Below are 23,124 nucleotides of genomic sequence, written 5' to 3' on the forward strand. Positions count from 1 at the left end.
ACCTGTTGATTAAATAATCTGCACTTCGCAGATTATACCAAACAGAAAACACTATCCCATGTTAATACTCAAACCAAATACAAAAAAGTATATGAAAACGTTTGAAACCACATTAACCGGAAGTGACGATAATATTGATGGCATTGTAAGCGTATTACCAGAGTCGCCATACCCGGAGACTTACCAATTTAACTCGATTGATGATTCCTTACATTTGGTTATTGCTAAAGACATTGACGGCAACTGGATACGCATTGGCGGCAGCGAGCCATATCTGTTAGGCTGGGTTGATGAACTGGCCGATAAGATAGGACGCTCGAAGCAATCAGCGTAGTAATGTATAATAAGCTTGCCTATTTCAAAAACCTCCCGTACCATAAACCTGATTCTTTTATGGTACGCTGCAATGTTTTAAAATCAATGTGGATAATGCCAAAACGCGCGTGGTAGCCTTCGGCCCATTCAAAATTATCCATTAAGGTCCATACAAAATAACCTTTTACATTGCAGCCTTCGTTTTTGGCTCTTAATACCTGGGCAATGTGTTGTTGCAGGTATTCAAGGCGTTGCGGATCGTTTACTTTATTATCAACAACCTCATCCGGGAAAGCGGCGCCGTTCTCGGTGATGATAAGTTTTTTAACGCTTGGGTAAGCGCAGAATTTTTTGATCACTTCGTAAATGGCATCAGGATATATCTCCCATCCCATCGCGGTTTCGGGTACGCCACGTTTTTTAGCTTTTACAAGTTTAGCGCCAATATAGGGTACAAAAAAGGAAGCCTTTACAATTTCGCGGGTATAGTTTTGTATGCCGATAAAATCAAAATCAAACTTCATCAACTCCTCGTCGCCGGGTTTAATAAAATGTTTAATCTCGCTGAATACTTTTACCTCATTCGGGTAACCCATACCCGATACCGCTTCGATAAACAAACGGTTAATAAAAGCATCGGCACGTTTAGCGGCCGCAACATCACGCGGCTTTTGCGAGTAAGGCTCAATATGTGAGCAGGAAAATGTAGTACCAATTTGCGCTTGCGGCAGTAACTCACGTAATATGCGCCCGCCTGCTGCCATACATAAAACGGCGTGGTGCACAGCAGGTAAAAAATTACGGATGCCTGTACGCCCCGGGGCATGAATACCTAAAAAATAACCCGCCCCTGTAAATACTGCAGGTTCGTTCATTACCATCCAGTGCTTTACGCGGTCGCCAAAGCTCTGGGCGCAAACGCGCACGTAATCACTAAACCAGTTTACAATTTCGCGGTTGGTCCAGCCACCGCGTATTTCAAGTTCAAAAGGCAGATCCCAATGATATACAGTTATCCAGGGTTCAACACCTTGCTCCAGACAAAAGTCAATTACTTTATTGTAAAAATCTATCCCGGCTTTATTAACCTCGCCGGTGCCTTTTGGCATTATGCGTGGCCAGGCAATAGAAAACCTAAAGTTAGGAATGTTTAATTGTTTAATAAGCAGGATATCCTCACGGTAGCGGTTATAAAAATCGCTGGCGATGCGGGCGTTATCATTATTGAGTATTTTACCCTTGGTGTCTGCAAAAACATCCCAGATAGATTGACCCCGGCCATCAACATCATGGGCACCTTCAATTTGCGCTGAGGCTACAGAAACTCCCCATGTAAAATCATCACCAAAAAGGGCCTTGTTAAGATTATTATTTTCGATAGCAGAACTCATTAAAAGTTTGGGCAAAAGTGAATAAGGCCCTAAACTCTAAATTTTAATTTAAAATCAAACAGAAAAAGAAATAATAAATTCAGATCAGTGCATGAACGAAGAGCGCATGCTTCTTAAAAAAAGCGCCTTTTTGATCGTTCTGATCAGCATAAACAAATTTAAAGATCTCATATGCTATTATTTTATTATTATAAAGGTAAAGGGTAACCATTAAACTAACATAAAAGCAATATCATTTGTTTGTTAACAAATGATAAAAACACAGCGCCATTTAAAGAACCGGCTTTTGATATTTTTATTTTATAAATTCTCAAAGAAATACATCTTTTAAAAAACAATCATCAACAGATTATTAGAGTTGATATAAATTTAATAATTAAATTCAATATTTTCACTTTATTTCTCAAAACAAAGTATCTTAGGTAAACCAACCGCTCCCATGAAAAAAATATTGTGGCTCAATGTATTAATTGTGCTCGTTTTGTTTACTGCCTGTAATAACCACCTTTACGAGCCCGCGCTTTATAAAACTGATATCAATTACCAGTTTAAACCCATGGCTGCCGATTCGATTAAATCGGCCAATTCCATTTCAGCGAAACTGAAAGTATCCGGTGGCACCAATGCCAATGACGCCATTACAATTGGCGAAGTAGCCTACAGCAGGGCAAATACATTTAAGCATTTTAATATTGCCTATGGCGGTTATGGCTTTTTAGGTGAGTATTACAACAATTCGATTAAAGAGAATGAACCTGGATATTTTGATTTCAAGTACTTCTCCGGGTTTGGGCTTCACTTTTCTGCCAATGCTTATTTTACTGAAGGCCGAATAGATTACAGGTTTATTGGCTTTGAGGCAGCATTTAGTAAGGAGTTTGGATCGTACCCCGATTTTAGAAAAAGTATTAAAAACACGCCAAACTTTTATACTGATGCCAGCACATCACTATTTACAGGAGGCTTAACTACCGAAATTATCTGGCACAGGGAGAATGATCAGGCTATCAAATATGGGTACCGTTTGTTTTTGGGCACGGTATTCGGCAGCCACGAATTTACAAACCTGGCAAGTTCGGGCAGTGCTTATTCAAGCATAGTAAATACAGGCAGAATGTGTTATGCCGGCGCTTTATTTGCACAGGTTGACCAATTGCAAATCGTTTTCCAGGTACAGAATTTATCAGGGATTACATTTGGCCTTGGCTATAGTTTCTGATCACTCAGCATACACACTTGCCACTCGCTCGCGCAGGTTATAGCCCGATGCCATTACCTCGCCATAAGCACCGGCGGTGCGCACTACAATAAGGTCTCCCCTTTTTGATTCGGGCAGCTCAACATCTTTACGGAAACAATCTGTGCTTTCGCAAATGGGGCCTACAACGTCGTACTTGATCGCTAAGTCTTGAGTCTTGAGTCCTGAGTCAATGTCCGACTTCTGACTTACGACTTCTGACTTCCGACTCAAATTCTCTATCTGATGATATGCCTGGTATAACATCGGGCGGATCAATTCGGTCATTCCGGCATCCAGTATCAGAAAATTTTTGTTGATACCGTTTTTTACATACAGCACGCGCGATACTAACGAGGCCGATTGCGCTACCAAGGCACGGCCCAGTTCAAAGTGAACTTCCTGATGTGGCTTAATATCTAAAAAATCATTAAAAACTTTAAAATAGGCTGCAAAATCACATATGGCGTTTGTATCAGGGTTATAATAGTCAACCCCTAACCCACCACCAAGGTTTAGCACCTTTATTGGCAAGCCATGATCCTGGAACCATTGCTGCAGTTCGTTTACACGCACACACAGGTTTTTGTAAACGCCCAAATCGGTAATTTGTGAACCGATATGGAAGTGTACACCTAAAAATTCAAGATTGGTGCATTCTTTTAAAGCCTCAACTACCGCAGGTAACTCCCAGGTGTTTACACCAAATTTATTTTCTTCTAAACCAGTGGTGATAAAATGGTGGGTATGGGCATCAACATTAGGGTTAATGCGGATGGCAACACCGGCAACTTTATTTTTGGCTTTAGCCAGATCGTTAATGATACCCAGCTCCTGCACCGACTCCACATTGAAGCAGAATATACCACGATCAAGCGCTTCGTTTATTTCTTTGTCAGATTTACCAACACCGGCAAACACAACTTTTCCCTTATCAAAACCATGATCAATGGCAGCCTTAACTTCGCCACCGCTTACACAATCGGCACCAAAACCATACGACTGCACCATATCGATCACCTTCGGGTTAAAATTGGCTTTCATGGCATAATGCACATGAAAATTATACTGCGCCGATGCCGCACGGCAAGCCTCAAGGGTTTTGCCAAGCAGATCAAGATCATAATAATAAAAAGGTGTTTCTAATTGCTGAAAACGTGTAAGGGTATTGATATTGAACATCGAATTTGAGTTATTGGGTTGTTAGGTTGTTAGTTATTAGGTTACCGGATAAAAATAATATTGAAGTGATTAACAACTCAATAACCCAATAACCAACAACTATATTAAAATAAACGGCTGTGCAAACTGCGCAATGCCTCTACCTTATCGCCTGTTTTTACCAGGATGGAGATGTTATACGCGCTGCCACCGTATGATATCATGCGCAAAGGTAAATGTTTTACCGATTCAATCACCCGGGCGGCGTAGCCATGCGTTTCGGTACCAAAATCGCCTACTATACAAACTATCGACTGGTTAACATCAACCTCAACCGAGCCAAAGTCGTTCAGTTCTCTGGTTATCTCGCCCAGGTAAGTGGTATCATCAATAGTTACCGAAACGGCCACTTCTGATGTGGTGATCATATCGATAGGTGTTTTATAGCGTTCAAACACCTCGAATACGCGGCGTAAAAAACCATAGGCCAGCAACATCCGGCTCGATTGTATTTTGATAGCGGTAATGTTATCCTTAGCGGCGATGGATTTTATTGCACCTTTATCTGTAGTACTACTGATAAGTGTACCTGCGGCCGAAGGCTCCATGGTATTTAACAGCCTTACCGGTATTTTATACCGCTGTGCCGGGAAAACACTTTGCGGGTGCAATATCTTTGCGCCAAAGTAGGCCAACTCGGCAGCTTCATCAAACGATAGCTGCGCGATTGGCTTAGTGCCTTTAACAATCCGCGGATCATTATTATGCATACCGTCAATATCCGTCCAGATCTGTACTTCTTCAGCACGTATGCCTGCTCCTATCAGCGACGCCGTATAATCGCTGCCGCCACGGCGTAGGTTATCAATTTCGCCAAAGGAGTTGCGGCAGATGTAGCCTTGTGTAATGAACAGTTTATTATCAGGGTACTGCTGCAGCAGCGGTGTGATATGCTCGGTGAGGTAATCAACCATGGGCTCATGATCGCCATCAACTTTCATAAAATCAAGGGCGGGCAACAGTACCGATGGTACACCAATTTGCTTCAAATAAATATGGTACAGCGTGGTTGACAGTAACTCGCCCTGGGCCAAAATGATCTTTTCCTCTACGGGTGTAAACAAATCATTAGCTAAAGCTGCCAGCAGGTCAAAATGGTAAGTTATTACCTCTTTACCCATTTGCAAATACTCGTCCTTATCAAACAACTCCTGTATAAAAGTTTCGTATTTAGTTTTCAGCGCGGCTATTAAGGTGCTTGCCTTAGCCTTATTATCGGTTAAATATGCGTTCGCTATTTCAACCAGGCTATTGGTTGTGCCCGAAACTGCCGATAGTACAACGATCTGCCTTTGTGCCGGGTTAACAATATCCAGTAATTTCTTCATCCTTTCGGGACTGCCTACCGATGTACCGCCAAATTTTAAAACTTTCATATGTATATCTTTTATTCAGAAAAATAGACGATCAAATCTACCTTCTTTATTGAGCGGCTAAAATTAGGGTTTAAGCTTTATATACGAAAGTCTTTTTTGAGGACCTGTACCAACGTTTACATGATAAGCACTAAGAGGTACTATAAACCACTATGAAATGTTTATTAAAACTACTTTACCAAATCCGGTTGCATAAATGGGACGAAACCATCGATAGCCGCCAATGCAGACGCTGCCGCATTAACAAAAACTGGTTTCCCCTATCCTGACGACTATAGTTACCCAAAATAGGTTACGATTGAAAAGGCTGCTCAACCTGTTTCAAAGCAAAAACATCCGCCAATAATTCAAACGAACGAACTTTGTCTTCAGGAGCAAAGGTAATAGCCGCGGCCATAATTTCATCGGCATCGCAATCTTCTGCAAGCTCAATAATTTGCTGTTTCACTTGTTCGGGAGTGCCTGCAATAAGGCGCTTGCTGTTGGCATCCATGCGCATGCGGTCTTGTATGGTGTATGGGTAGTCTTTTATCTCATCATAAGGTGGCATGCCTGTGCGCACCTCGCCTTTTTCCATTTGTAAAAATACGTGCAGTAAAGATTGCTTCAGCTCATTAGCTTTTTCCTCGGTATCCGCGCAAAGCACCCAAATAGCGATGATCACTTCCGGCTTCGGGAATATATCAGATGGTACAAAATTTTGCCTGTACGTAGCAATGGCCTGTTTTACACCTGCGGCTGATATAAATTGCGCGAAGGCCAACCCTAAACCCATATCCGCGGCGGTAACAGCACTGCTTCCGCTCGAAGTAAGCATCCAGATGGGTGGTTCATCATACACAACAGGAATAGCCTTAACTACTCCAAATTGCGTTTGCACCTGGTCGTTAAAATACAACTGCAGTTCGTTTACCTGTTGTATGTAATCTTCTTCCTTAAAACGGTTGCCCGGGTTAAGTAATGATGCTGTTATCCTGTCGCCACCCGGCGCGCGGCCAATACCCAGGTCAATACGCCCCGGTGCCATGGTTTCCAGCAGCCTGAAGTTTTCGGCCACTTTAAGCGAGCTATGGTTAGGCAGCATAATACCGCCCGAGCCAAGGCGTATCTGTTTGGTAACCGCAGCCAAATGGGCTATCAACACTTCGGGTGCCGAACCAGCTATGCTGGCCAGGTTATGGTGCTCTGATACCCAAAAACGATGATATCCGCACTCTTCGGCTTTTTGAACCAGTTGTACTGTTTGTTGTATGGCATCGATAGCTCGCCCGCCTTTGCTTATGGTGGATTGATCGAGTATGCTGAGTTTAATATTTTTCATGTATGAACTGCTGAAAGTTTTGCAGCCAATACAAATAGACAGATATCAATTGATTTTTACGTAATGCAAAAATCATAAAACAGCCCGGGGCTGTTTTATGACATTATACATATCAAAAGGCTTATCGCTCCCCAAAGCTAAACTCACGGGTTTGGAATGTTTCCAGCTTGTAGCCACCTTTCTCATATTCGTCTTCGGTAAAACGGCAGTAATCAATACGGCCATTAAACTCATTACTGTAATAAAACTTATCGGGGCCTAAAAGCTTATACCTTAGTTTGGTTTGGTAATTACCAATGCTAACATCATCTGCAATAAATGCCAGTGCTTTACCCGGCAAAATATGTTTGGTAATGTAACTATTGCCACATTTACTGTAGCGCCAATATTGCACTGGCTTCCATTTATTATCCAGATCAACAGCTTCCAGGATACATATAAAGCTAAAGTCCTGCACACCTATCTTTATTTCTTTACCGGTATTATTTACTACATAAACCAATTGCTTTGCAGCCAGGCTCAATTTATGCAATGAATCGGCCCTAACCCCATTGGACAGTCTTTGTTGTTCCATAAACTTACGTTTTTCAGCAGTGCTGAACTGTCTCCATTTCGGGTATATCAAATCGAAAACAGATGTATCTAACACTCTGGCCTGTTCACGATGATATTTTTCCATGGGCGATACAAAATCGACCTGCTTGGATTTTACCAGTATGGCCAGATCATGAGGTAGTTTGGATACCTCCGGAAAAGGTGCATCGGTAAACTCATTGTAGGCAAGGGTCATGTGTTTATTTGAGCAAGCATCTGTAAGCGTTGCTTTTTGAGCGTAGGCAGGCATAACAATAAGCAGGCTTGCAAGCAGAAATAAGGTTTTTATGGGTTTCATATTAATTTTTATTTGCAGATGCAAACAGTAGCCCCTTTCCACAAATAATATTATTATAAACAAAAAAAGAGTGGCCACCCTATGGTGATCACTCTTTCGTTTCAAGGTTTCTAATTGGTTAGATAAAATAATTTACAACTCCGGCTAAACCGATAATTAATACGGCAAACCCTTGTATTTTTTGTTCGAAGGTTAATTTAAATCGCATAGTTTATTATCATTAAGGTTAATTCAAATATCAATACTAAAAACTTTAATATCAATACAATGAAACACTTTTACTGTATTTTTAAGTAATAATAAGATTATATTGAATTGATTTAAATTTAACTCAAAATCAATAAAAAAATGATAAAAAATTATTGTGTAAACACTACACCAACCTCAAAAAGCATATTGATTTTAACTATTTTCAATGCTTAAAAGGGATAATTTTACGGAGTTAAAACTTTTTTAAGTTTTTCTTTATTATTCATCAATTAAACCGCTATGAACATATTTTCTGTTAATCCGCTAAACGGAGAAAAGATAACAAAATACAAGCTGCATAATAACAAACAGTCGGCACAAAAAATTGCACAAACACACCAGGCCTGGCTCGATTGGAAAGAGAGCTCATTTACAGAACGCAGCCGCCTGCTTAAACAAATGCATGCCGTATTACTTAACCGCAAAAATGAACTTGCTACCTTAATGGCAATTGAAATGGGCAAGCCCATAAAGCAAGGTATTGCTGAAATTGAAAAGTGCGCCGATGTATGCCTCTATTATGCAAGCCATGGCGCCGCCTTTTTAAAAGACCAGCAGGTAAAAACCGAAGCCACTAAAAGCTATGTTACTTTTCAACCCATTGGTATTGTGCTGGCTGTTATGCCCTGGAACTTCCCATTCTGGCAGGTTTTCCGTTTTTTGGCCCCTGCCCTTGCTGCGGGTAATTGCGGTGTATTAAAACACGCATCAAACGTACCGGGTTGCGCTTTGGCTATTGAAGATATTGTAAAGGAGGCAGGTTTTCCCGATCATGTGTTTCAAACACTGATGATCAGCAGCGCGCAGGTAAATAAAGTAATTGAAAACCCATTGATAAAAGCGGTTACCTTAACGGGAAGTACCAACGCGGGCATACAGGTGGCTCAAAAAGCGGGATCCCTGTTAAAGAAAACAGTATTAGAACTTGGTGGCAGCGATGCCTATATTATTTTGGAAGATGCCGACCTGGAACATGCCGCCGAAACTTGCGTGAACAGCCGCCTGATAAACAGTGGGCAAAGCTGTATTGCAGCAAAACGGTTTATTGTTGTTAAAGCGGTAGAAAAAGAGTTTACCCGGTTATTCCTCGAAAAAATGAAAGCTAAAGTAACCGGCGATCCGCTATTAGCAGCAACAGATGTTGGCCCGCAGGCCCGGGTTGACTTACGTGATGAATTGCACAAACAGGTTAAAAAATCCATTAAACTTGGCGCTAAATGTATTTTAGGCGGCGAAGTGGTCAAAGGGCCTGATGCCTTTTACCAGCCAACCATCTTAACCAAAGTAAAAAAGGGCATGCCTGCCTATGATGAAGAGCTTTTTGGCCCTGTTGCGGCTATTATAAGGGCACATGACGAGGTGGACGCTATCAGGATAGCTAACGACAGTCAATTTGGTTTAGGAGGTGCTGTCTTCACTACAAACAGCAAAAGAGGGGAACATATTGCCGCCACGCAAATAGAAGCGGGTTCCTGTTTTGTAAATGCTTCGGTAAAATCAGACCCGAGGCTGCCTTTCGGGGGCATCAAACAATCAGGCTACGGGCGTGAATTGGGCATGGTCGGTATCCATGAGTTTGTTAATATTAAAACGGTTTACATTGTATAATTATTGGGCCATTACAGTAATAAGCAGTATATTTAGCATGTTTCAACTAACGCCATGAAAAAAACAGCGATCATTATTTTTATCAAAAACCCAGATCTTGGGCGCGTAAAAAAAAGACTGGCACAAACCATTGGCGATGAGATAGCGCTCGAAGTATATCATCAGATGCTGGCGCATGCACGGCAGATAACCAAGGCACTAAGCGTTGATAAATTTTTATATTATGACAGGGAAGCTGTAACTAATGATGCATGGCCGGATGATGTGTACCAAAAAAAATTGCAAACCGGTGCTACCATGTCATTACGGGTTGACGCTGCTTTTAAAGAATTGTTCAATTTAGGTTATGAGCATGTGGTGATCATCGGCAGTGATTGCCTTGATCTGGATGAGCGGATCATCCGTTTAGCGTTCCGGCAGCTCGATCATTTTGATACCGTTTTAGGCCCGACAAGAGATGGCGGCAGTTACCTTTTAGGTATGGCAGAATACCTGCCCGAAGTGTTTAAAGTTGCGGGATGGGGTACAGCAAACCTATCGGCCGAGCTGCTTAAAGCCATACAACATGGTAAGAGAACATGCTTTAAACTGTCTGAATTATCAAGCATTACTACTGTTGAAGATTTGACAGAAGATTTAAAGTATTTAGTTAAGTAACAAACACAAGTATTTGAATAACAATATAAATTAATCTATAGTTACAAAACAAAATCACCAAAAAATCTTACATTCCCCTTTTAAAACCGCTAAGACCTGATAGTATATCTTACGGACGCCCCCCAATTCTCATTCAAATTCAATTTACCTTAACCTGACTAATACACTGTTTTAAATAACTACTTTTGCACCATAATACAATGAGCAAGCACGGTAGAATTTTAGTGGCCATGAGTGGCGGGGTTGATAGTTCGGTAGCAGCGGTAATGCTGCACGAGCAGGGCTATGAGGTTATTGGCCTCACCATGAAAACATGGGACTATGCCTCATCGGGTACCAACACCAAAGAGACAGGCTGCTGCAGTTTGGATAGCATCAACGATGCACGCGCATTAGCCGTGGGTTATGGTTTCCCCCATTACATCCTGGATATCCGTAGCGAGTTCGGCGATTTTGTTATCGACAATTTTGTTGACGAGTACCTTGCGGGCCGCACACCTAACCCATGCGTGTTATGCAATACCCACATTAAATGGGAAGCTTTACTTAAACGGGCAGATAAGCTTGATTGCGAGTTTATTGCAACAGGCCATTACGCCAACATCCGCCAGCATGATAACGGCAGGTATGTAATATCAAAAGGTAAGGACGAAAACAAAGACCAATCATACGTGCTATGGGGGGTATCGCAACAAAACCTGGCGCGCACGCATTTCCCTTTGGGCAGTTTCGCTAAAGCGGAAATAAGGCAGATGGCCAAAGATATGGGCCAACTTGAATTAGCCAACAAAAGCGAAAGCTACGAAATATGCTTTGTACCCGATAATGATTACCGCGCTTTCCTGCGCCATAAAGTTGGCGATTTGGAAGAAAAAGTAGCAGGTGGAAATTATGTTTTGACCGATGGTACCGTTGTAGGTAAACATCAGGGCTACCCTTTTTACACCATTGGGCAACGTAAGGGCTTGGGCATTGCTTTGGGCGAACCCATGTTTGTTACCCAGATATTACCCGAAAGCAATACCGTGGTATTAGGTAAAGCAGAAGACTTAGAGCGCGGCGAGGCATGGGTGCGTAACCTTAATCTCATAAAATACGCGTCTATTACTGAGCCACTTGAGGCTACTACCAAAATAAGATATAAAGATGCCGGTATGCTGAGCAATATCGTTCAGATAGGCGATCATATGAAAGTTGATTTTCATCATAAAGTATCGGGAATAGCCCCGGGGCAATCGGCAGTTTTTTATGAGGGGAACGATCTTTTAGGTGGCGGATTTTTGATTTGATCCCGGCATTATAGTTATTGGGTTATTGTGTTATGAAGTTCCTATTTTCATGGCGGCTTTGCATTAATTTATTCAACAAACAACCCAATAACCTAATAACTTTATAACTTAATAACCCAATTTAAAGTTTGTGTTTCACATTCTTTATGCTTTATTTGCAAAAAAACTTGATAAATGGCTAAAAACTTACTCATCGTAGAGTCTCCGGCGAAAGCCAAAACCATAGAGGGATATCTTGGAAAAGATTTTACTGTTAAGTCGAGTTACGGCCACATCCGCGATCTTGTCAAATCGGAAGACGCGATCGACATCAACAAAAATTTCGAACAAAAATACGAGGTACCTGCCGATAAAAAGCAGGTGGTTAGCGAGTTAAAGAAATTAGCTAAGGAGGCCGAAATGGTATGGCTCGCATCCGATGAGGACCGCGAGGGAGAAGCCATATCGTGGCACTTGTTTGATACTTTAGGATTAAAGGATGCCACCACAAAACGTATCGTTTTCCACGAGATCACCAAAGGCGCTATCGAAAAAGCTATTCAAAACCCTCGTAAAATAGATTACAACTTAGTATATGCCCAACAGGCCCGCCGCGTTTTAGATAGGCTGGTAGGTTTTGAGCTCTCCCCTGTTTTATGGAAGAAGGTTAAACCATCACTTTCGGCAGGCCGCGTACAATCAGTAGCAGTGAGGCTGATAGTTGACCGCGAACGTGAGATCAACAAGTTCAGCTCCGAAGCTGCATTCCGTATCGTTGCCATATTTGGCAAGGGTAAAGAAGCTTTCAAAGCGGAACTATCTGAACGTTTCAGCAAACAGGAAGACGCGGAGAAATTTTTGACGGATTGTATTGCTGCCAACTTCGCTATAAAGAGTTTGGAGACAAGGCCTACAAAACGCAGCCCGGCAGCACCCTTCACTACATCAACATTACAACAAGAGGCCAGTCGTAAATTAGGCTACTCCGTATCGCGCACCATGCAGCTGGCACAAAAGCTGTATGAGTATGGTAAGATCACCTATATGCGTACCGATTCGGTAAACCTGTCGGATACCGCCCTCGAAGCATCGCGCAAGCAGATCATATCTGCCTATGGCGATAAATACCACCAGGTACGTAAATACAAAACTAAATCGGCAGGAGCTCAAGAGGCTCACGAAGCCATCAGGCCAACCTTCTTTGAGAACCACACCACCGACGGCGACGCGTCAGAACGTCGCTTATACGAGCTGATATGGAAGCGTGCAATAGCATCCCAGATGAGCGAGGCACAGTTTGAAAAGACAACCGCTAAGATCGACATATCAACCCGCAGCGAAGACTTGATTGCCAACGGCGAGGTAATGAAGTTTGACGGCTTTTTAAAAGTATACCTCGAATCGAAAGATGAGGATGAGGAAACTGAGCTATCAGAAGATGGCGATAACGCCATGCTGCCACCATTGGCGCAAGGCCAGGTGCTTACCTTACGGGATATGACCGCTACGGAGCGTTTTTCGCGCCCGGCAGCACGCTATACCGAGGCAAGCTTAGTAAAGAAATTAGAAGAATTAGGCATAGGCCGACCATCAACCTACGCTCCTACTATTTCTACTGTGCAAAACCGTGGGTATGTAGTTAAGGAAGACCGTGAAGGCAAAGTGAGGGCTTACCGCACCTTAGTGCTACAAAACGGAGCCATTACAAAAGAAACCAAAACGGAAAATACAGGTGCCGAAAAGTCAAAATTATTCCCTACCGATATTGGTGCCGTAGTGAATGACTTTTTGGTGCAGCACTTTAAGGGAATTGTTGATTATCACTTCACCGCCAAGGTTGAAAAACAATTTGATGAGATAGCACAAGGCTTAACCGAGTGGACAGACATGATCCGCAGTTTTTACACGCCTTTCCATGTTGAAGTGGAGAGCACAAAAGAAACAGCTGAACGTGCAACCGGCGAACGCGACCTGGGTATTGACCCGGTAAGCGGCAAAGCTGTATCGGTACGCATTGGCCGCTACGGCCCGTTTGTACAGTTAGGCGAAAGCGAGAGCAAAGAAGAAGGTGGCAACACCGTAAAACCTGCTTATGCAAGCCTGCGTGCAGGACAAATGATAGAGACCATCACTTTAGAAGAAGCCATGAACCTGTTCAGGCTGCCAAAGAAGGTAGGTTTTTACGAGGAAAAAGATATGACGGTAGCCATTGGTAAATTTGGCCCTTATATACGCCATAACAGCGCTTTTTACTCTTTACCTAAAGAACTTGACCCGCATGATGTTACCGAAACACAGGCGATAGAGATCATTGAAGCGAAGCGTAAACGCGACGCTGAACGATTGATCAAGGTTTTTGAAGAAGACCCTGATGTGAAGATATTGAACGGCCGCTGGGGGCCCTACATTGAGTTTGGTAAGCTTAACCTCAAAATACCTAAAGATAAGGACCCTAATACCTTGACTTTTGAAGACTGCAAGGCACTGGCAGAAATAGCCGAAAAGGAACCTAAAAAACCGGGACGTTTTGGCGCTAAAAAAGCCGCTCCGGCAAAAGTAGCCCCTGCTAAAAAGAAACCTGCAGCTAAAAAAGCAGCTAAGAAAAAGTAATTTCTAGTTTATAAGTGTATATTTTGTATTAACATATAATAAAATATATGCTTTTTTGCGTATATATCATTAAACATAATTAATTTTACAGGTAGTATGCAGTTACAAACTGCGCCCTGTTATTTTTAAACTATTAGTTCAATTTAATAATATTTGCTTGCAAAGCTTTACACAACATTCCTCATGCTATAAAAAAGCATATCTTATTGCCTTAGTCCTTGCACTATTTTGTTTTAACAGCGTACATGCCCAATGTCCTGTGAATATTGATTTTGAAACGGGTACGTTTACCGGTTGGCAATGTTACGTTGGTAACACCACAAATCCCGGCGGAAAAAACGTAATTACAATGGGCGGCGTGGTAAACCCCAATAGCTCTCAACATGCCATAGTTCCTAAATCTTCATTAAAAGACTTATATGGAGGTTTTGCAATAACCCCACCCGATGGTAGTAAATATTGCATAAAATTAGGAAATAGCGGCACCGGCGCACAGGCAGAACGTGTAACGTACACATTTACTGTACCTCAAAATGCCGCCGATTATCAGATCACTTATCAATACGCTATTGTACTGGAAGATCCAAAGCACTCGGCTGATCAACAACCAAGGTTTACCGCCAAAGTTTTAGACATAGCCAGCAATACCTATATCACCTGCGGATCTTTTGATTATGTGGCAACTGCCAATTTACCCGGCTTTAAGCTCGGAACAGGCGATGTACTTTATAAAGACTGGACTCCGGTAACCCTAAGCCTTGCCGGTTACCAGGGAAAACAGATCAGGTTAGAATTTACAACTGCCGATTGTACAGCGGGCGGGCATTTTGGATATGCTTATATTGATGTACAAAGTAATTGCTCATCATTAGTTATGGGTACCGATTATTGCATCGGCTCAACAACCGCGGTACTTAACGGCCCCGCCGGTTTTGCAAAATACAAATGGTATAACGCGGATAAATCTGTGTTAATAGACTCTACCAGCCGTAGCCTGGTACTATCCCCCCCACCGCCCGATCTTACGCAATATGTATTGGATGTTTTCCCTTACGTGGGGTTTGGGTGTACTAATAGTGTTGTTGCTACCGTACATGCCCGGCCTGCCATTACGTTTAAAATTACCGATCCGCCGGGCAGTTGTACACAAACTACGGTTGATCTAACAGCCCCGGCAATTACAGCGGGTAGTGATGCAAACCTGATATACAGCTATTGGAGAGACTCCACAGCCACGGTTACCCTAACCAATCCCGAATCAGTTACGGCATCAGGTAAATATTATATACAGGCGGCTTCCCCTTCCGGCTGCTCAGAACTTATGCCCGTAAATGTATTTATTAATCAAATACCTAATTTCACGGTTACAAACCCTCCATTAAGCTGCCCGGGTACACCTACAGATATTACCCCGGCCGCATACGTTAAAACAGCATCGTACGCTTTAACTTACACGTATTGGAAAGACGCGAACGCTACCGTACCATTAACTAATGCAGCCCAGCTAACTGTTGCCGGTGTTTATTATATAAAAGGCACAAGCCAGTTAGGGTGTTCTGTTATCAAACCAATTACGTTAAGCTACTATTCACCGCCGGTATTAAATATAACCAACCCTACGCCGGTATGCTATCCGGGCACGGTTGATATTACACCTGCGTATATTACGCAAGGCAGCGACCCGAACCTGACTTTAACTTATTGGACAGATGCAAACGCTACTGTACCATTAAATAACCCAGCACAAGCCACTGTTACAACTTATTATATAAAAGGCACAAATCAGTTAGGTTGTTCTACTGTAAAACCGGTTACATTAAGCCATTATCCGTTACCGGTGTTAACTATTACAAACCCGCCACACGTATGTTACCCCGGCACAATTGATATTACACCTGCGGCTGTTACACAAGGAAGCGACCCGAACCTGACTTTAACTTACTGGAAAGATGCAAACGCCACCGTAGCGTTAACAGATCCGCCTACTGCTGTACCTGCAGGTATATATTATATAAAAGCAGTTAACAATAACGGTTGCCAGATTATTCAACCCGTTACCGCAGCCAATAACCCCTTACCTGTTTTGGTGGTAACCGACCCTCCTTTTGTTTGCATACCCGAAACTGTTGACATTACCAAAGCGGCCGTAACAGCAGGCAGCACCGATGTGGCAAAATACACCTACTGGAAAGATGCAGCCGCCACTACCCCTCTACCAAGCCCCACTGCTGTTGCAGATAGCGGTATTTATTATATTAAAGCAACAACATCATTTGGTTGTGAAGTGGTTAAGCCGGTATTGGTTACTGTACACAATTTGCCGGTAGTAATATTAACTGAGCCTCATAAAATATACAAGCCCGGCACAACAGATATTACTTTGGCTGCAATAACAAAAGGCAGTTCGCCGGATTTGAAGTTTACGTATTGGAAAGATGCTAACGGTACCATCCCATTGCCAAACTACAAGAATATTAACGACAATGGTACATACTATATAAAAGGAACCAACAAATACGGTTGTTATACCATTAAGCCTTTAGATGTAATTGTGGCCGACCTGCCCGATATTAAAGTACCAACAGCTTTTACGCCAACCCAGGGGACTAACAACAGGTTGTTTCCTTTCCTTATTGCGATTAAAAAGTTTACGATTTTCAAAATATATAACAAATGGGGTAACCTGGTATATCAAACTAACGACCTGAGTATTGATAAAGGTTGGGATGGCTTGTTTAAAGGCACTATGTTCCTTGAAACCTATACCTGGATGGCCGAAGGATACGATTATACAGACAACCTGGTTCACCGGTCGGGCAATACACTGCTATTAAAATGAGAAAGTGCTTTATTATAACGATGGTGGCCTGTTGCATTTGCGTTATCGCTAAAGCACAGGATCCTACATTTTCTCAATACTATGCTTCGCCTTTAAGTTATAACCCTGCAAACACCGGCTTTTTTGATGGTGACATGCGTGTGGGCCTTAACGAAAGGCAGCAATGGTGGAATGTAGGCTATAACTATAACAGCACCAGCGTTTTTATTGATACTAAATTGATGAAAGACCGCATTGATGAGTACGATGTATTCTCAATTGGTTTATCCGGCGTATTTGAACGATCTGTGGCCGGGGCGCTTCACAGTAATTATTTATCCTTTTCAACAGCATACCATAAAAGCCTTGACTACCAGGGTGCGCAAACGCTTGGTTTAGGCGTACAATTCAACTATACTGATAAATATCTGGATTACTCACAGCTATCATTTGCATCGCAATTTAATGGCAAAGGGTTCGACCTCTCTATGCCCGGTTCTACATTTGGCAACGCGGGCGGCAAAAGCCAGTACTTTGATTTAAATGCCGGTTTATTATACGCAGCGCATTTTGATAAAGCTAACTTCTATGCAGGAGCATCGCTGTACCATATCACCAAGCCTAACGAAACCGTTTACTATGCAGATGGGGCAATCGTACCCATGCGCATGGTTTTACACGGAGGCGGCGAGTTTATATTCAACGATGTATCATCAGTTTTATTTAGTGGCTATTATAACCAGCAGGCTGATGCAACTGATGCTATTTACGGTGCCGCGTACGGCTTGAAACTATACCCTAACAACGAAATATTAGGTTTATACGTTGGCCTGTGGCAACGCTTACACAATTCTTTTATCCCATATATCGGAGCAGATTACCGCAAGATAAGCATTGGGTTGGACTACGGGATACCCTCTTCCACCAGTTTTGGTTTTAGTCCGCAAACTTTCGAAGTATCTGTTATTTATAAATTAGGCTCAAACTCTTCAAAAGCTCCAATATGCCCAAGGTTTTAAATACATCATACAAAATACTTATTGTATTGAATATGCTTTTTATTGGGAATAGTACATTTGCCCAATACAGCACTAAACAGTTAATCAACGGAAATGTAAAAAGCGTTAAAACGGGTGATTTTTACACCTATAACCGTACCGGCGATAGTTACGAAAGCTTATCTATACTTACAGAACAAGTTGGAACAGGCACGGCTAAACCAACTTACACACTTGATTTTATATATACCAATAGTACCTCGGCCAAAGCAGCTAAAGTAGTTTTTTTATCAGCAGCAGATACAAGCTTAAACTTTTCTGCTCAGTTGATTGATAATGGCACCCAGTATATTGACAATCCTAAATTTCACTCCAACAAGTTCCATATTATACTGACGGACACCACAATGGCCACACTAAGTGAATTGAAGGTAAAAAGTATACTTTTATATGATATAAATGGTCAAATTTTGACAACTTTGGAGGTAAATAACCCGTCTTTTTTGTCGCAGCAATTTGCCAGCATTCAAAATGCAATAAAATTAAAACCTGCTCTCAAAAAAACGGTTAAAAAAAAGCCGTTAAAAAGAACAAGAGCAATTAATGAAAAAAGACCTTCCCGATAATACTGTTGAAGATATTGCCGTTGCCGTTGCACTGGAACGTGAAAATATTGAAAGCAAAATATGGTACGTTTACCTCATCAACCTGAAAAAGCAAGCTATAGATAATGTACTCATCACATCGCGGGGCTATGGCGAAAAAAATGGCGAACAGGTAAAAACCTCTACCCTGCGCCACATGTTCCCTGTTATATTAAGCGGTGGTTATACGTTAATTGAACCAATTGACGAAGAAACCTTCGGGCTAACCAATGAGTATTGGCTCAGCTACTATATTGATGGTCACATTTATGATAAGAAATTTATCTTTTTACCTGAAAGTATTGTAGACTCTAACTTTATTAAATTGCCGGTGCTAAATAAGCCCGGTGTGATGATATTGTAGAAAAGAGCATATCTATCCACCCACGGACAGATGTATCCGAATTATATGGCTTTCAACGATTGCTCAACAAACAAATTTTTGGATGTTGTAAAAGCAACCTGCCCCAGCTTTGAAATATCGGGATGATCATTTTCATATTTAAATTGCAGCAATTAAAGTGCCACATAACCTATTATACGGCAGCCTGATACATTAGGTTAAAACAAACTGACGATTTAGTTAGGATTTGGTACAGAAAACAGAATTTTGTTTTATTTTTAACCATGCTTGAACAGATAGACCTGCAAAATGTATTGGTTTTAGATATTGAAACTGTACCACAATACCCACAGTTTGATAAGGTACCGGACGGTTTACAAAAACTTTGGGCTGCCAAAACCCAATACCAGCGTAAAGATGAAACACCCGATGAGTTTTACGAGCGTGCGGGCATCTGGGCCGAGTTTGGTAAGATCATCTGTATATCGGTAGGTATATTTACTCCTGGAGATACTATAGGGCTGCGTATAAAATCCTTCGCCGACCATGATGAAACTGTTTTGCTGAAACAATTTTGCATCTTACTAAAGAAACAGCCTAAAACCTTGTTGTTGTGTGCCCACAATGGCAAAGAGTTTGATTTTCCGTACCTGTGCAGGCGCATGATGATCAATGGGATAGCTATACCCGATCAATTACAGATTGCCGGTAAAAAGCCCTGGGAAGTAGGCCACCTGGATACGATGGAACTTTGGAAGTTTGGCGATTATAAAAGCTACACCTCGTTAAACCTGCTTACCGAAATATTTAATATTCCCACCCCGAAAGACGATATAGATGGCAGCCAGGTTGGCCATGTATACTGGGTAGAGAACGCGCTTGAACGTATTTGTACCTATTGCCAAAAGGATGTGGTAGCCACGGCCCAATTACTCCGCAGGTTCAGGTATGAGGACTTGATATTGGATGAAAACATCACTTATGTGTAGGTGATTAGCCTTCCTCTCCCTCCCACTTGTTTACTACTGCCGTTGCCATTGCATTACCCAGTACGTTGGTTGCAGAACGGCCCATGTCTAATAACGGATCAATACCTATCAACAAGGCTAACCCAGCTTCAGGAATATTGAAAGTGGCTATAGTACCTGCAATTACTACTAATGATGCCCGTGGTACACCGGCTACACCCTTACTGGTGAGCATCAGTATCAGCAACATGGTAAGTTGCTGGCCCATTGGTAAATGAATATTATAAGCTTGCGCGATGAATAGTGAAGCGAAGGTCATATACATCATAGAGCCATCCAGGTTAAAGGAATACCCTAAAGGCAATACAAAACTTACTATCTTATCCTTACAGCCAAAACGCTCTAATTCAATCAATACACGGGGGTAAGCTGCTTCGCTGGTTGAGGTACTGAAAGCAATGATCATGGCGTCTTTTATGCTGCTTACCAAGGTAAAGGCACGCTTTTTCAGGAACACATAACCCGCGAATATGATGATAAGCCACAGGATCAATAAGCCCGAATAAAACTCGCCAATAAACACCGCATATGTTGATATGATACCCAACCCTTGTTTAGCTACAATGGCTGTAATGGCGCCAAATACTGCAAATGGGGCCAACTTCATTACGTAGTTGGTGATTTTCATGATCACATGGGCAATGGCATCCATGGCCTTGATAATGATCTTACCCTGCTCTCCAACGGCTGCAGTTGCAATACCGAAGAATATCGCGAACACCACGATCTGCAGTATCTCATTATTCGCCATCGACTCGATAAAGCTGCGCGGAACAACATGGCCGACAAAATCCCGTAAGGATAAAGCTGACTTTTTAATATCCGTACCTAAATGGCTATCGGGCAAAGGGATATTCATATGGCTGCCGGGTTGGTAAATATTAACCAGTAGCATACCCAACAGCAACGAAACCAGCGTAGCGGTGATAAACCAAAGCATAGTTTTACCGCCAATACGCCCTACCGCGCTGATATCGCCAACCTTGGCAACCCCAACTACCAGTGTGGTAAACACCAATGGCGCTACTATCATTTTTATCAGGCGCAAAAATATATCACTGATGATGGTAAAACCTTCAAGTTTATCCTCACGTTTACCGTCTGCTTCTTTTTTAAGTTTTTGCTGTGCCGCCTTCTCTGTTTTAAGCGCTTTGTATTGGGCTACCGTAGTATCTTTTAAAGATATTATTTGATTATCCAAACTCCGGATGGTTGTTTCAGCTGCGGCTATCTTATCATTAAAGGGCTTAATGATGGTTATATTGTAAACGTAACCGGCAATAACGCCGGCAACCAATGCCACGAAAATATAAAGGGTTAGTTTGTTTTTGGTCATGTTAATTTTGAAAGTACTAAAATATAACAAAATTTCAATTCGACGTGTTTAGTGGGTATGAATCGTTCAAAGCCGGGGATATTAGCAAGGTTGAAAAATTTCCTGACAAATTCATCTTCCCACATGAGCGATAATCACTATTTTGCTGAAATTAATATGAGCATTAAACAATACAGCCTGCAGGAGATAAAAAAAGAGCTTGCCCAGCTTAACGATAAGCAAGCCATTGAGCTTTGCCTGCGCATGGCCCGTTATAAAAAAGAGAACAAAGAACTGCTGGCTTATTTACTCTTCGATGCTGATGATGAGCTAGCTTTCGCTGAGAACTTTAAGCATGATATTGGGCTGGCTATGAGCCAGGTACCATCGCATAGCTATACCGCTACCAAAGCCTTGCGCAAAACATTAAAGCTCATTAATAAGTACATCAAATTTACAGGATCAAAACAGGTTGAGGTTGAATTACTGCTCTCCTTTTGTCGGAACTATGTGGAGTATATTGACAGGCGCACATCGCACAAACCACTACGCCTTATCCTGGTAAAACAACTCGAAAAAACAAAGAAAGCCATTGTAAAATTGCATGAAGACTTGCAGTTTGACTATAACCAGGAGTTTGACACATTGGTTGATGAAGCCGTTGCCCGCCTGCCCTGGTTGTATAAACACGATTTAATACTGTAACATTTGTTATATTAGTGCATCTAAAATTTAAAAAACATCTGCTAAGTGGCCAAAGAGGAGCTCTTTAAAAAGGTATTCGAAGCTAATTCAAAAAAGATATTCCATTTATGCTATGGTTATACCGGCGATGATGATGCCGCTAACGACCTGCTACAGGAAACTTTTTTGAAAGTGTGGCAAAACCTGGATAAGTTTAGAAATCAGGCCATGATATCTACCTGGATATACCGTATCGCCGTTAATACATGTTTAACTTACCTGCGATCGGAAAAGCGACAGGGTAAAGAAGAGATTACACCATTACTGGCCGAAACAAAGCAAGAGGAATTTAGTGAGAAGAATGAGCAGGTAGCCTTGTTATACAAGTGCATATCTAAATTGGAAGAATCAGAAAGAATTATCATTACCATGGTGTTAGATGAACTGCCCTACCCCGAGATAGCAGACATATCCGGCATATCCGAAGGCAATCTGCGGGTTAAAATATATCGTATCAAACAAAAGTTAACCGACTTATACAACCACTATGAAAGACTTTGAGCATATCATGTCGGTATGGCAGGCACAGCCTGTTAACGACCAGCTTTCGGTGGATGAGGCACTGAAACAAGTGAAGAAAGGGATAAGCGGCCTTAGCCGTAAGCTGATGTGGGGAATTGTTGCGATGATAGTTGCCTTAGTGAACAGCTTTGCAGTATTGTTTTTCTCGGTATTTCAATCGTGGGTAACGTACGTTGGCCTGTTTATTATGGTGCTAACTATGTTATTATATGTGCTGATGATGATAAGGGATTACCGCATCATCCACAAACGCGATGCTACAAGCAGTCCTACCGAATACCTCGAAGACTTAAAACAATACCAAAAAAATCGCGCCAGGTTGTATGGTAACCTGTATTATACTTACGTGATGCTGCTAAGCGTAGGGTTAACACTTTACTTTTTAGAAGTACTGCAAGATGCAACTATCATTGGTAAAATAGTAGTTTATACCTTAACGCTAAGCTGGTTCCTGATATGTACGTTCTATCTCAAACAACGCATCGTTAAAAGCGAAGAAGAGAAGATCAACCTGATAGTTGAAAGATTGGAAAGGTTGAAAGGGCAGTTTGAAATTTGACCTCAAAA

General features: G+C 41.9%; 20 protein-coding genes. 14 read left to right on the forward strand and 6 right to left on the reverse strand.

Annotated features, from left to right (window positions below; genetic code table 11):
• Positions 1 to 91: 91 nt before the first annotated feature.
• Complete coding sequence (locus KXQ82_RS18165; RefSeq protein ID WP_219489951.1) at positions 92 to 334, forward strand: hypothetical protein; 243 nt, start codon at positions 92 to 94, stop codon at positions 332 to 334.
• 19 nt (positions 335 to 353) lie between these two features.
• Here KXQ82_RS18165 and KXQ82_RS18170 read toward each other — a convergent pair whose 3' ends face one another.
• Positions 354 to 1,706, reverse strand: a complete 1,353-nt coding sequence (locus KXQ82_RS18170) for a GH1 family beta-glucosidase (RefSeq protein ID WP_219489952.1) — start codon at positions 1,704 to 1,706, stop codon at positions 354 to 356.
• A gap of 439 nt (positions 1,707 to 2,145) precedes the next feature.
• Here KXQ82_RS18170 and KXQ82_RS18175 point away from each other — a divergent pair, with 439 nt between their 5' ends.
• Entirely contained in the window at positions 2,146 to 2,925 is a 780-nt protein-coding gene (locus KXQ82_RS18175) for a hypothetical protein (protein ID WP_219489953.1), read from the forward strand.
• Here KXQ82_RS18175 and lysA read toward each other — a convergent pair whose 3' ends face one another.
• The 4 genes from lysA to KXQ82_RS18195 form a co-directional block, all read right to left on the reverse strand.
• Positions 2,926 to 4,125, reverse strand: coding sequence for a diaminopimelate decarboxylase (gene lysA, locus KXQ82_RS18180; RefSeq protein WP_219489954.1), 1,200 nt, complete (start codon positions 4,123 to 4,125; stop codon positions 2,926 to 2,928).
• A gap of 104 nt (positions 4,126 to 4,229) precedes the next feature.
• Positions 4,230 to 5,540 carry an aspartate kinase gene (locus KXQ82_RS18185; RefSeq protein WP_219489955.1) on the reverse strand — a complete coding sequence of 437 codons (1,311 nt, stop codon included), beginning with the start codon at positions 5,538 to 5,540 and terminating at the stop codon, positions 4,230 to 4,232.
• Between the two features lie 292 nt (positions 5,541 to 5,832).
• A complete protein-coding gene (locus KXQ82_RS18190) occupies positions 5,833 to 6,861 on the reverse strand; it encodes an LLM class flavin-dependent oxidoreductase (RefSeq protein ID WP_219489956.1) in 1,029 nt (342 codons plus the stop codon).
• A gap of 121 nt (positions 6,862 to 6,982) precedes the next feature.
• On the reverse strand, positions 6,983 to 7,753 hold the full coding sequence (locus KXQ82_RS18195; RefSeq protein ID WP_219489958.1) for a hypothetical protein: 771 nt from the start codon (positions 7,751 to 7,753) through the stop codon (positions 6,983 to 6,985).
• Between the two features lie 489 nt (positions 7,754 to 8,242).
• Between KXQ82_RS18195 and KXQ82_RS18200 the strand changes: the two genes are divergently transcribed.
• The 9 genes from KXQ82_RS18200 (at position 8,243) to KXQ82_RS18240 (ending at position 19,937) form a co-directional block, all read left to right on the forward strand.
• Positions 8,243 to 9,610, forward strand: coding sequence for an NAD-dependent succinate-semialdehyde dehydrogenase (locus tag KXQ82_RS18200; protein WP_219489961.1), 1,368 nt, complete (start codon positions 8,243 to 8,245; stop codon positions 9,608 to 9,610).
• Positions 9,611 to 9,664: 54 nt separating this feature from the next.
• Positions 9,665 to 10,267 (forward strand): TIGR04282 family arsenosugar biosynthesis glycosyltransferase, encoded by a 603-nt coding sequence (locus tag KXQ82_RS18205; protein ID WP_219489962.1) that lies wholly within the window; start codon positions 9,665 to 9,667, stop codon positions 10,265 to 10,267.
• Positions 10,268 to 10,467: 200 nt separating this feature from the next.
• Positions 10,468 to 11,556, forward strand: a complete 1,089-nt coding sequence (mnmA, locus tag KXQ82_RS18210; RefSeq protein WP_219489964.1) for a tRNA 2-thiouridine(34) synthase MnmA — start codon at positions 10,468 to 10,470, stop codon at positions 11,554 to 11,556.
• Positions 11,557 to 11,730: 174 nt separating this feature from the next.
• Positions 11,731 to 14,145: a type I DNA topoisomerase gene (topA, locus tag KXQ82_RS18215; protein WP_219489966.1), complete on the forward strand. Its 2,415-nt coding sequence runs from the start codon at positions 11,731 to 11,733 to the stop codon at positions 14,143 to 14,145.
• 259 nt (positions 14,146 to 14,404) lie between these two features.
• Positions 14,405 to 16,984: a T9SS type B sorting domain-containing protein gene (locus KXQ82_RS20000; RefSeq protein WP_219489968.1), complete on the forward strand. Its 2,580-nt coding sequence runs from the start codon at positions 14,405 to 14,407 to the stop codon at positions 16,982 to 16,984.
• Positions 16,981 to 17,982: a PorP/SprF family type IX secretion system membrane protein gene (locus KXQ82_RS18225; protein ID WP_219489970.1), complete on the forward strand. Its 1,002-nt coding sequence runs from the start codon at positions 16,981 to 16,983 to the stop codon at positions 17,980 to 17,982. The genes KXQ82_RS20000 and KXQ82_RS18225 overlap by 4 nt, the downstream gene beginning before the upstream one ends.
• Before the next feature lie 32 nt (positions 17,983 to 18,014).
• On the forward strand, positions 18,015 to 18,587 hold the full coding sequence (locus KXQ82_RS18230) for a hypothetical protein (protein ID WP_219489972.1): 573 nt from the start codon (positions 18,015 to 18,017) through the stop codon (positions 18,585 to 18,587).
• Positions 18,565 to 18,969 carry a hypothetical protein gene (locus KXQ82_RS18235; RefSeq protein ID WP_219489973.1) on the forward strand — a complete coding sequence of 135 codons (405 nt, stop codon included), beginning with the start codon at positions 18,565 to 18,567 and terminating at the stop codon, positions 18,967 to 18,969. The genes KXQ82_RS18230 and KXQ82_RS18235 overlap by 23 nt, the downstream gene beginning before the upstream one ends.
• Positions 18,970 to 19,232: 263 nt before the next feature.
• Positions 19,233 to 19,937 carry a 3'-5' exonuclease gene (locus KXQ82_RS18240; protein ID WP_219489974.1) on the forward strand — a complete coding sequence of 235 codons (705 nt, stop codon included), beginning with the start codon at positions 19,233 to 19,235 and terminating at the stop codon, positions 19,935 to 19,937.
• Positions 19,938 to 19,941: 4 nt separating this feature from the next.
• On the opposite strand, the gene KXQ82_RS18245 is transcribed toward KXQ82_RS18240, so the two are convergent.
• Positions 19,942 to 21,312, reverse strand: coding sequence for a dicarboxylate/amino acid:cation symporter (locus KXQ82_RS18245; RefSeq protein ID WP_219489975.1), 1,371 nt, complete (start codon positions 21,310 to 21,312; stop codon positions 19,942 to 19,944).
• A gap of 156 nt (positions 21,313 to 21,468) precedes the next feature.
• On the opposite strand from KXQ82_RS18245, the gene KXQ82_RS18250 reads away from it, so the two are divergent.
• Genes KXQ82_RS18250 through KXQ82_RS18260 form a run of 3 tightly spaced genes read left to right on the forward strand, consistent with a single transcriptional unit; the run spans position 21,469 to position 23,116 of the window.
• Positions 21,469 to 21,996 (forward strand): hypothetical protein, encoded by a 528-nt coding sequence (locus KXQ82_RS18250; protein WP_219489976.1) that lies wholly within the window; start codon positions 21,469 to 21,471, stop codon positions 21,994 to 21,996.
• Positions 21,997 to 22,041: 45 nt separating this feature from the next.
• Complete coding sequence (locus KXQ82_RS18255) at positions 22,042 to 22,536, forward strand: RNA polymerase sigma factor (protein ID WP_219489977.1); 495 nt, start codon at positions 22,042 to 22,044, stop codon at positions 22,534 to 22,536.
• Positions 22,523 to 23,116, forward strand: coding sequence for a hypothetical protein (locus KXQ82_RS18260; protein WP_219489978.1), 594 nt, complete (start codon positions 22,523 to 22,525; stop codon positions 23,114 to 23,116). The genes KXQ82_RS18255 and KXQ82_RS18260 overlap by 14 nt, the downstream gene beginning before the upstream one ends.
• The last annotated feature ends 8 nt before the right edge of the window (positions 23,117 to 23,124 follow it).

The sequence above is a fragment of the Mucilaginibacter rivuli genome (genome assembly GCF_019391655.1).
In the GTDB taxonomy this organism is placed as follows: Bacteria; Bacteroidota; Bacteroidia; order Sphingobacteriales; family Sphingobacteriaceae; genus Mucilaginibacter; species Mucilaginibacter rivuli.

Bases quoted from the DNA above. Each gene is read 5' to 3' on its own strand.
- KXQ82_RS18165 (WP_219489951.1), top strand. From the start codon at position 92: ATGAAAACGTTTGAAACCACATTAACCGGAAGTGACGATAATATTGAT.
- KXQ82_RS18170 (WP_219489952.1), bottom strand. From the start codon at position 1,706: ATGAGTTCTGCTATCGAAAATAATAATCTTAACAAGGCCCTTTTTGGT.
- KXQ82_RS18175 (WP_219489953.1), top strand. From the start codon at position 2,146: ATGAAAAAAATATTGTGGCTCAATGTATTAATTGTGCTCGTTTTGTTT.
- lysA (WP_219489954.1), bottom strand. From the start codon at position 4,125: ATGTTCAATATCAATACCCTTACACGTTTTCAGCAATTAGAAACACCT.
- KXQ82_RS18185 (WP_219489955.1), bottom strand. From the start codon at position 5,540: ATGAAAGTTTTAAAATTTGGCGGTACATCGGTAGGCAGTCCCGAAAGG.
- KXQ82_RS18190 (WP_219489956.1), bottom strand. From the start codon at position 6,861: ATGAAAAATATTAAACTCAGCATACTCGATCAATCCACCATAAGCAAA.
- KXQ82_RS18195 (WP_219489958.1), bottom strand. From the start codon at position 7,753: ATGAAACCCATAAAAACCTTATTTCTGCTTGCAAGCCTGCTTATTGTT.
- KXQ82_RS18200 (WP_219489961.1), top strand. From the start codon at position 8,243: ATGAACATATTTTCTGTTAATCCGCTAAACGGAGAAAAGATAACAAAA.
- KXQ82_RS18205 (WP_219489962.1), top strand. From the start codon at position 9,665: ATGAAAAAAACAGCGATCATTATTTTTATCAAAAACCCAGATCTTGGG.
- mnmA (WP_219489964.1), top strand. From the start codon at position 10,468: ATGAGCAAGCACGGTAGAATTTTAGTGGCCATGAGTGGCGGGGTTGAT.
- topA (WP_219489966.1), top strand. From the start codon at position 11,731: ATGGCTAAAAACTTACTCATCGTAGAGTCTCCGGCGAAAGCCAAAACC.
- KXQ82_RS18225 (WP_219489970.1), top strand. From the start codon at position 16,981: ATGAGAAAGTGCTTTATTATAACGATGGTGGCCTGTTGCATTTGCGTT.
- KXQ82_RS18230 (WP_219489972.1), top strand. From the start codon at position 18,015: ATGCTTTTTATTGGGAATAGTACATTTGCCCAATACAGCACTAAACAG.
- KXQ82_RS18235 (WP_219489973.1), top strand. From the start codon at position 18,565: ATGAAAAAAGACCTTCCCGATAATACTGTTGAAGATATTGCCGTTGCC.
- KXQ82_RS18240 (WP_219489974.1), top strand. From the start codon at position 19,233: ATGCTTGAACAGATAGACCTGCAAAATGTATTGGTTTTAGATATTGAA.
- KXQ82_RS18245 (WP_219489975.1), bottom strand. From the start codon at position 21,312: ATGACCAAAAACAAACTAACCCTTTATATTTTCGTGGCATTGGTTGCC.
- KXQ82_RS18250 (WP_219489976.1), top strand. From the start codon at position 21,469: ATGAGCATTAAACAATACAGCCTGCAGGAGATAAAAAAAGAGCTTGCC.
- KXQ82_RS18260 (WP_219489978.1), top strand. From the start codon at position 22,523: ATGAAAGACTTTGAGCATATCATGTCGGTATGGCAGGCACAGCCTGTT.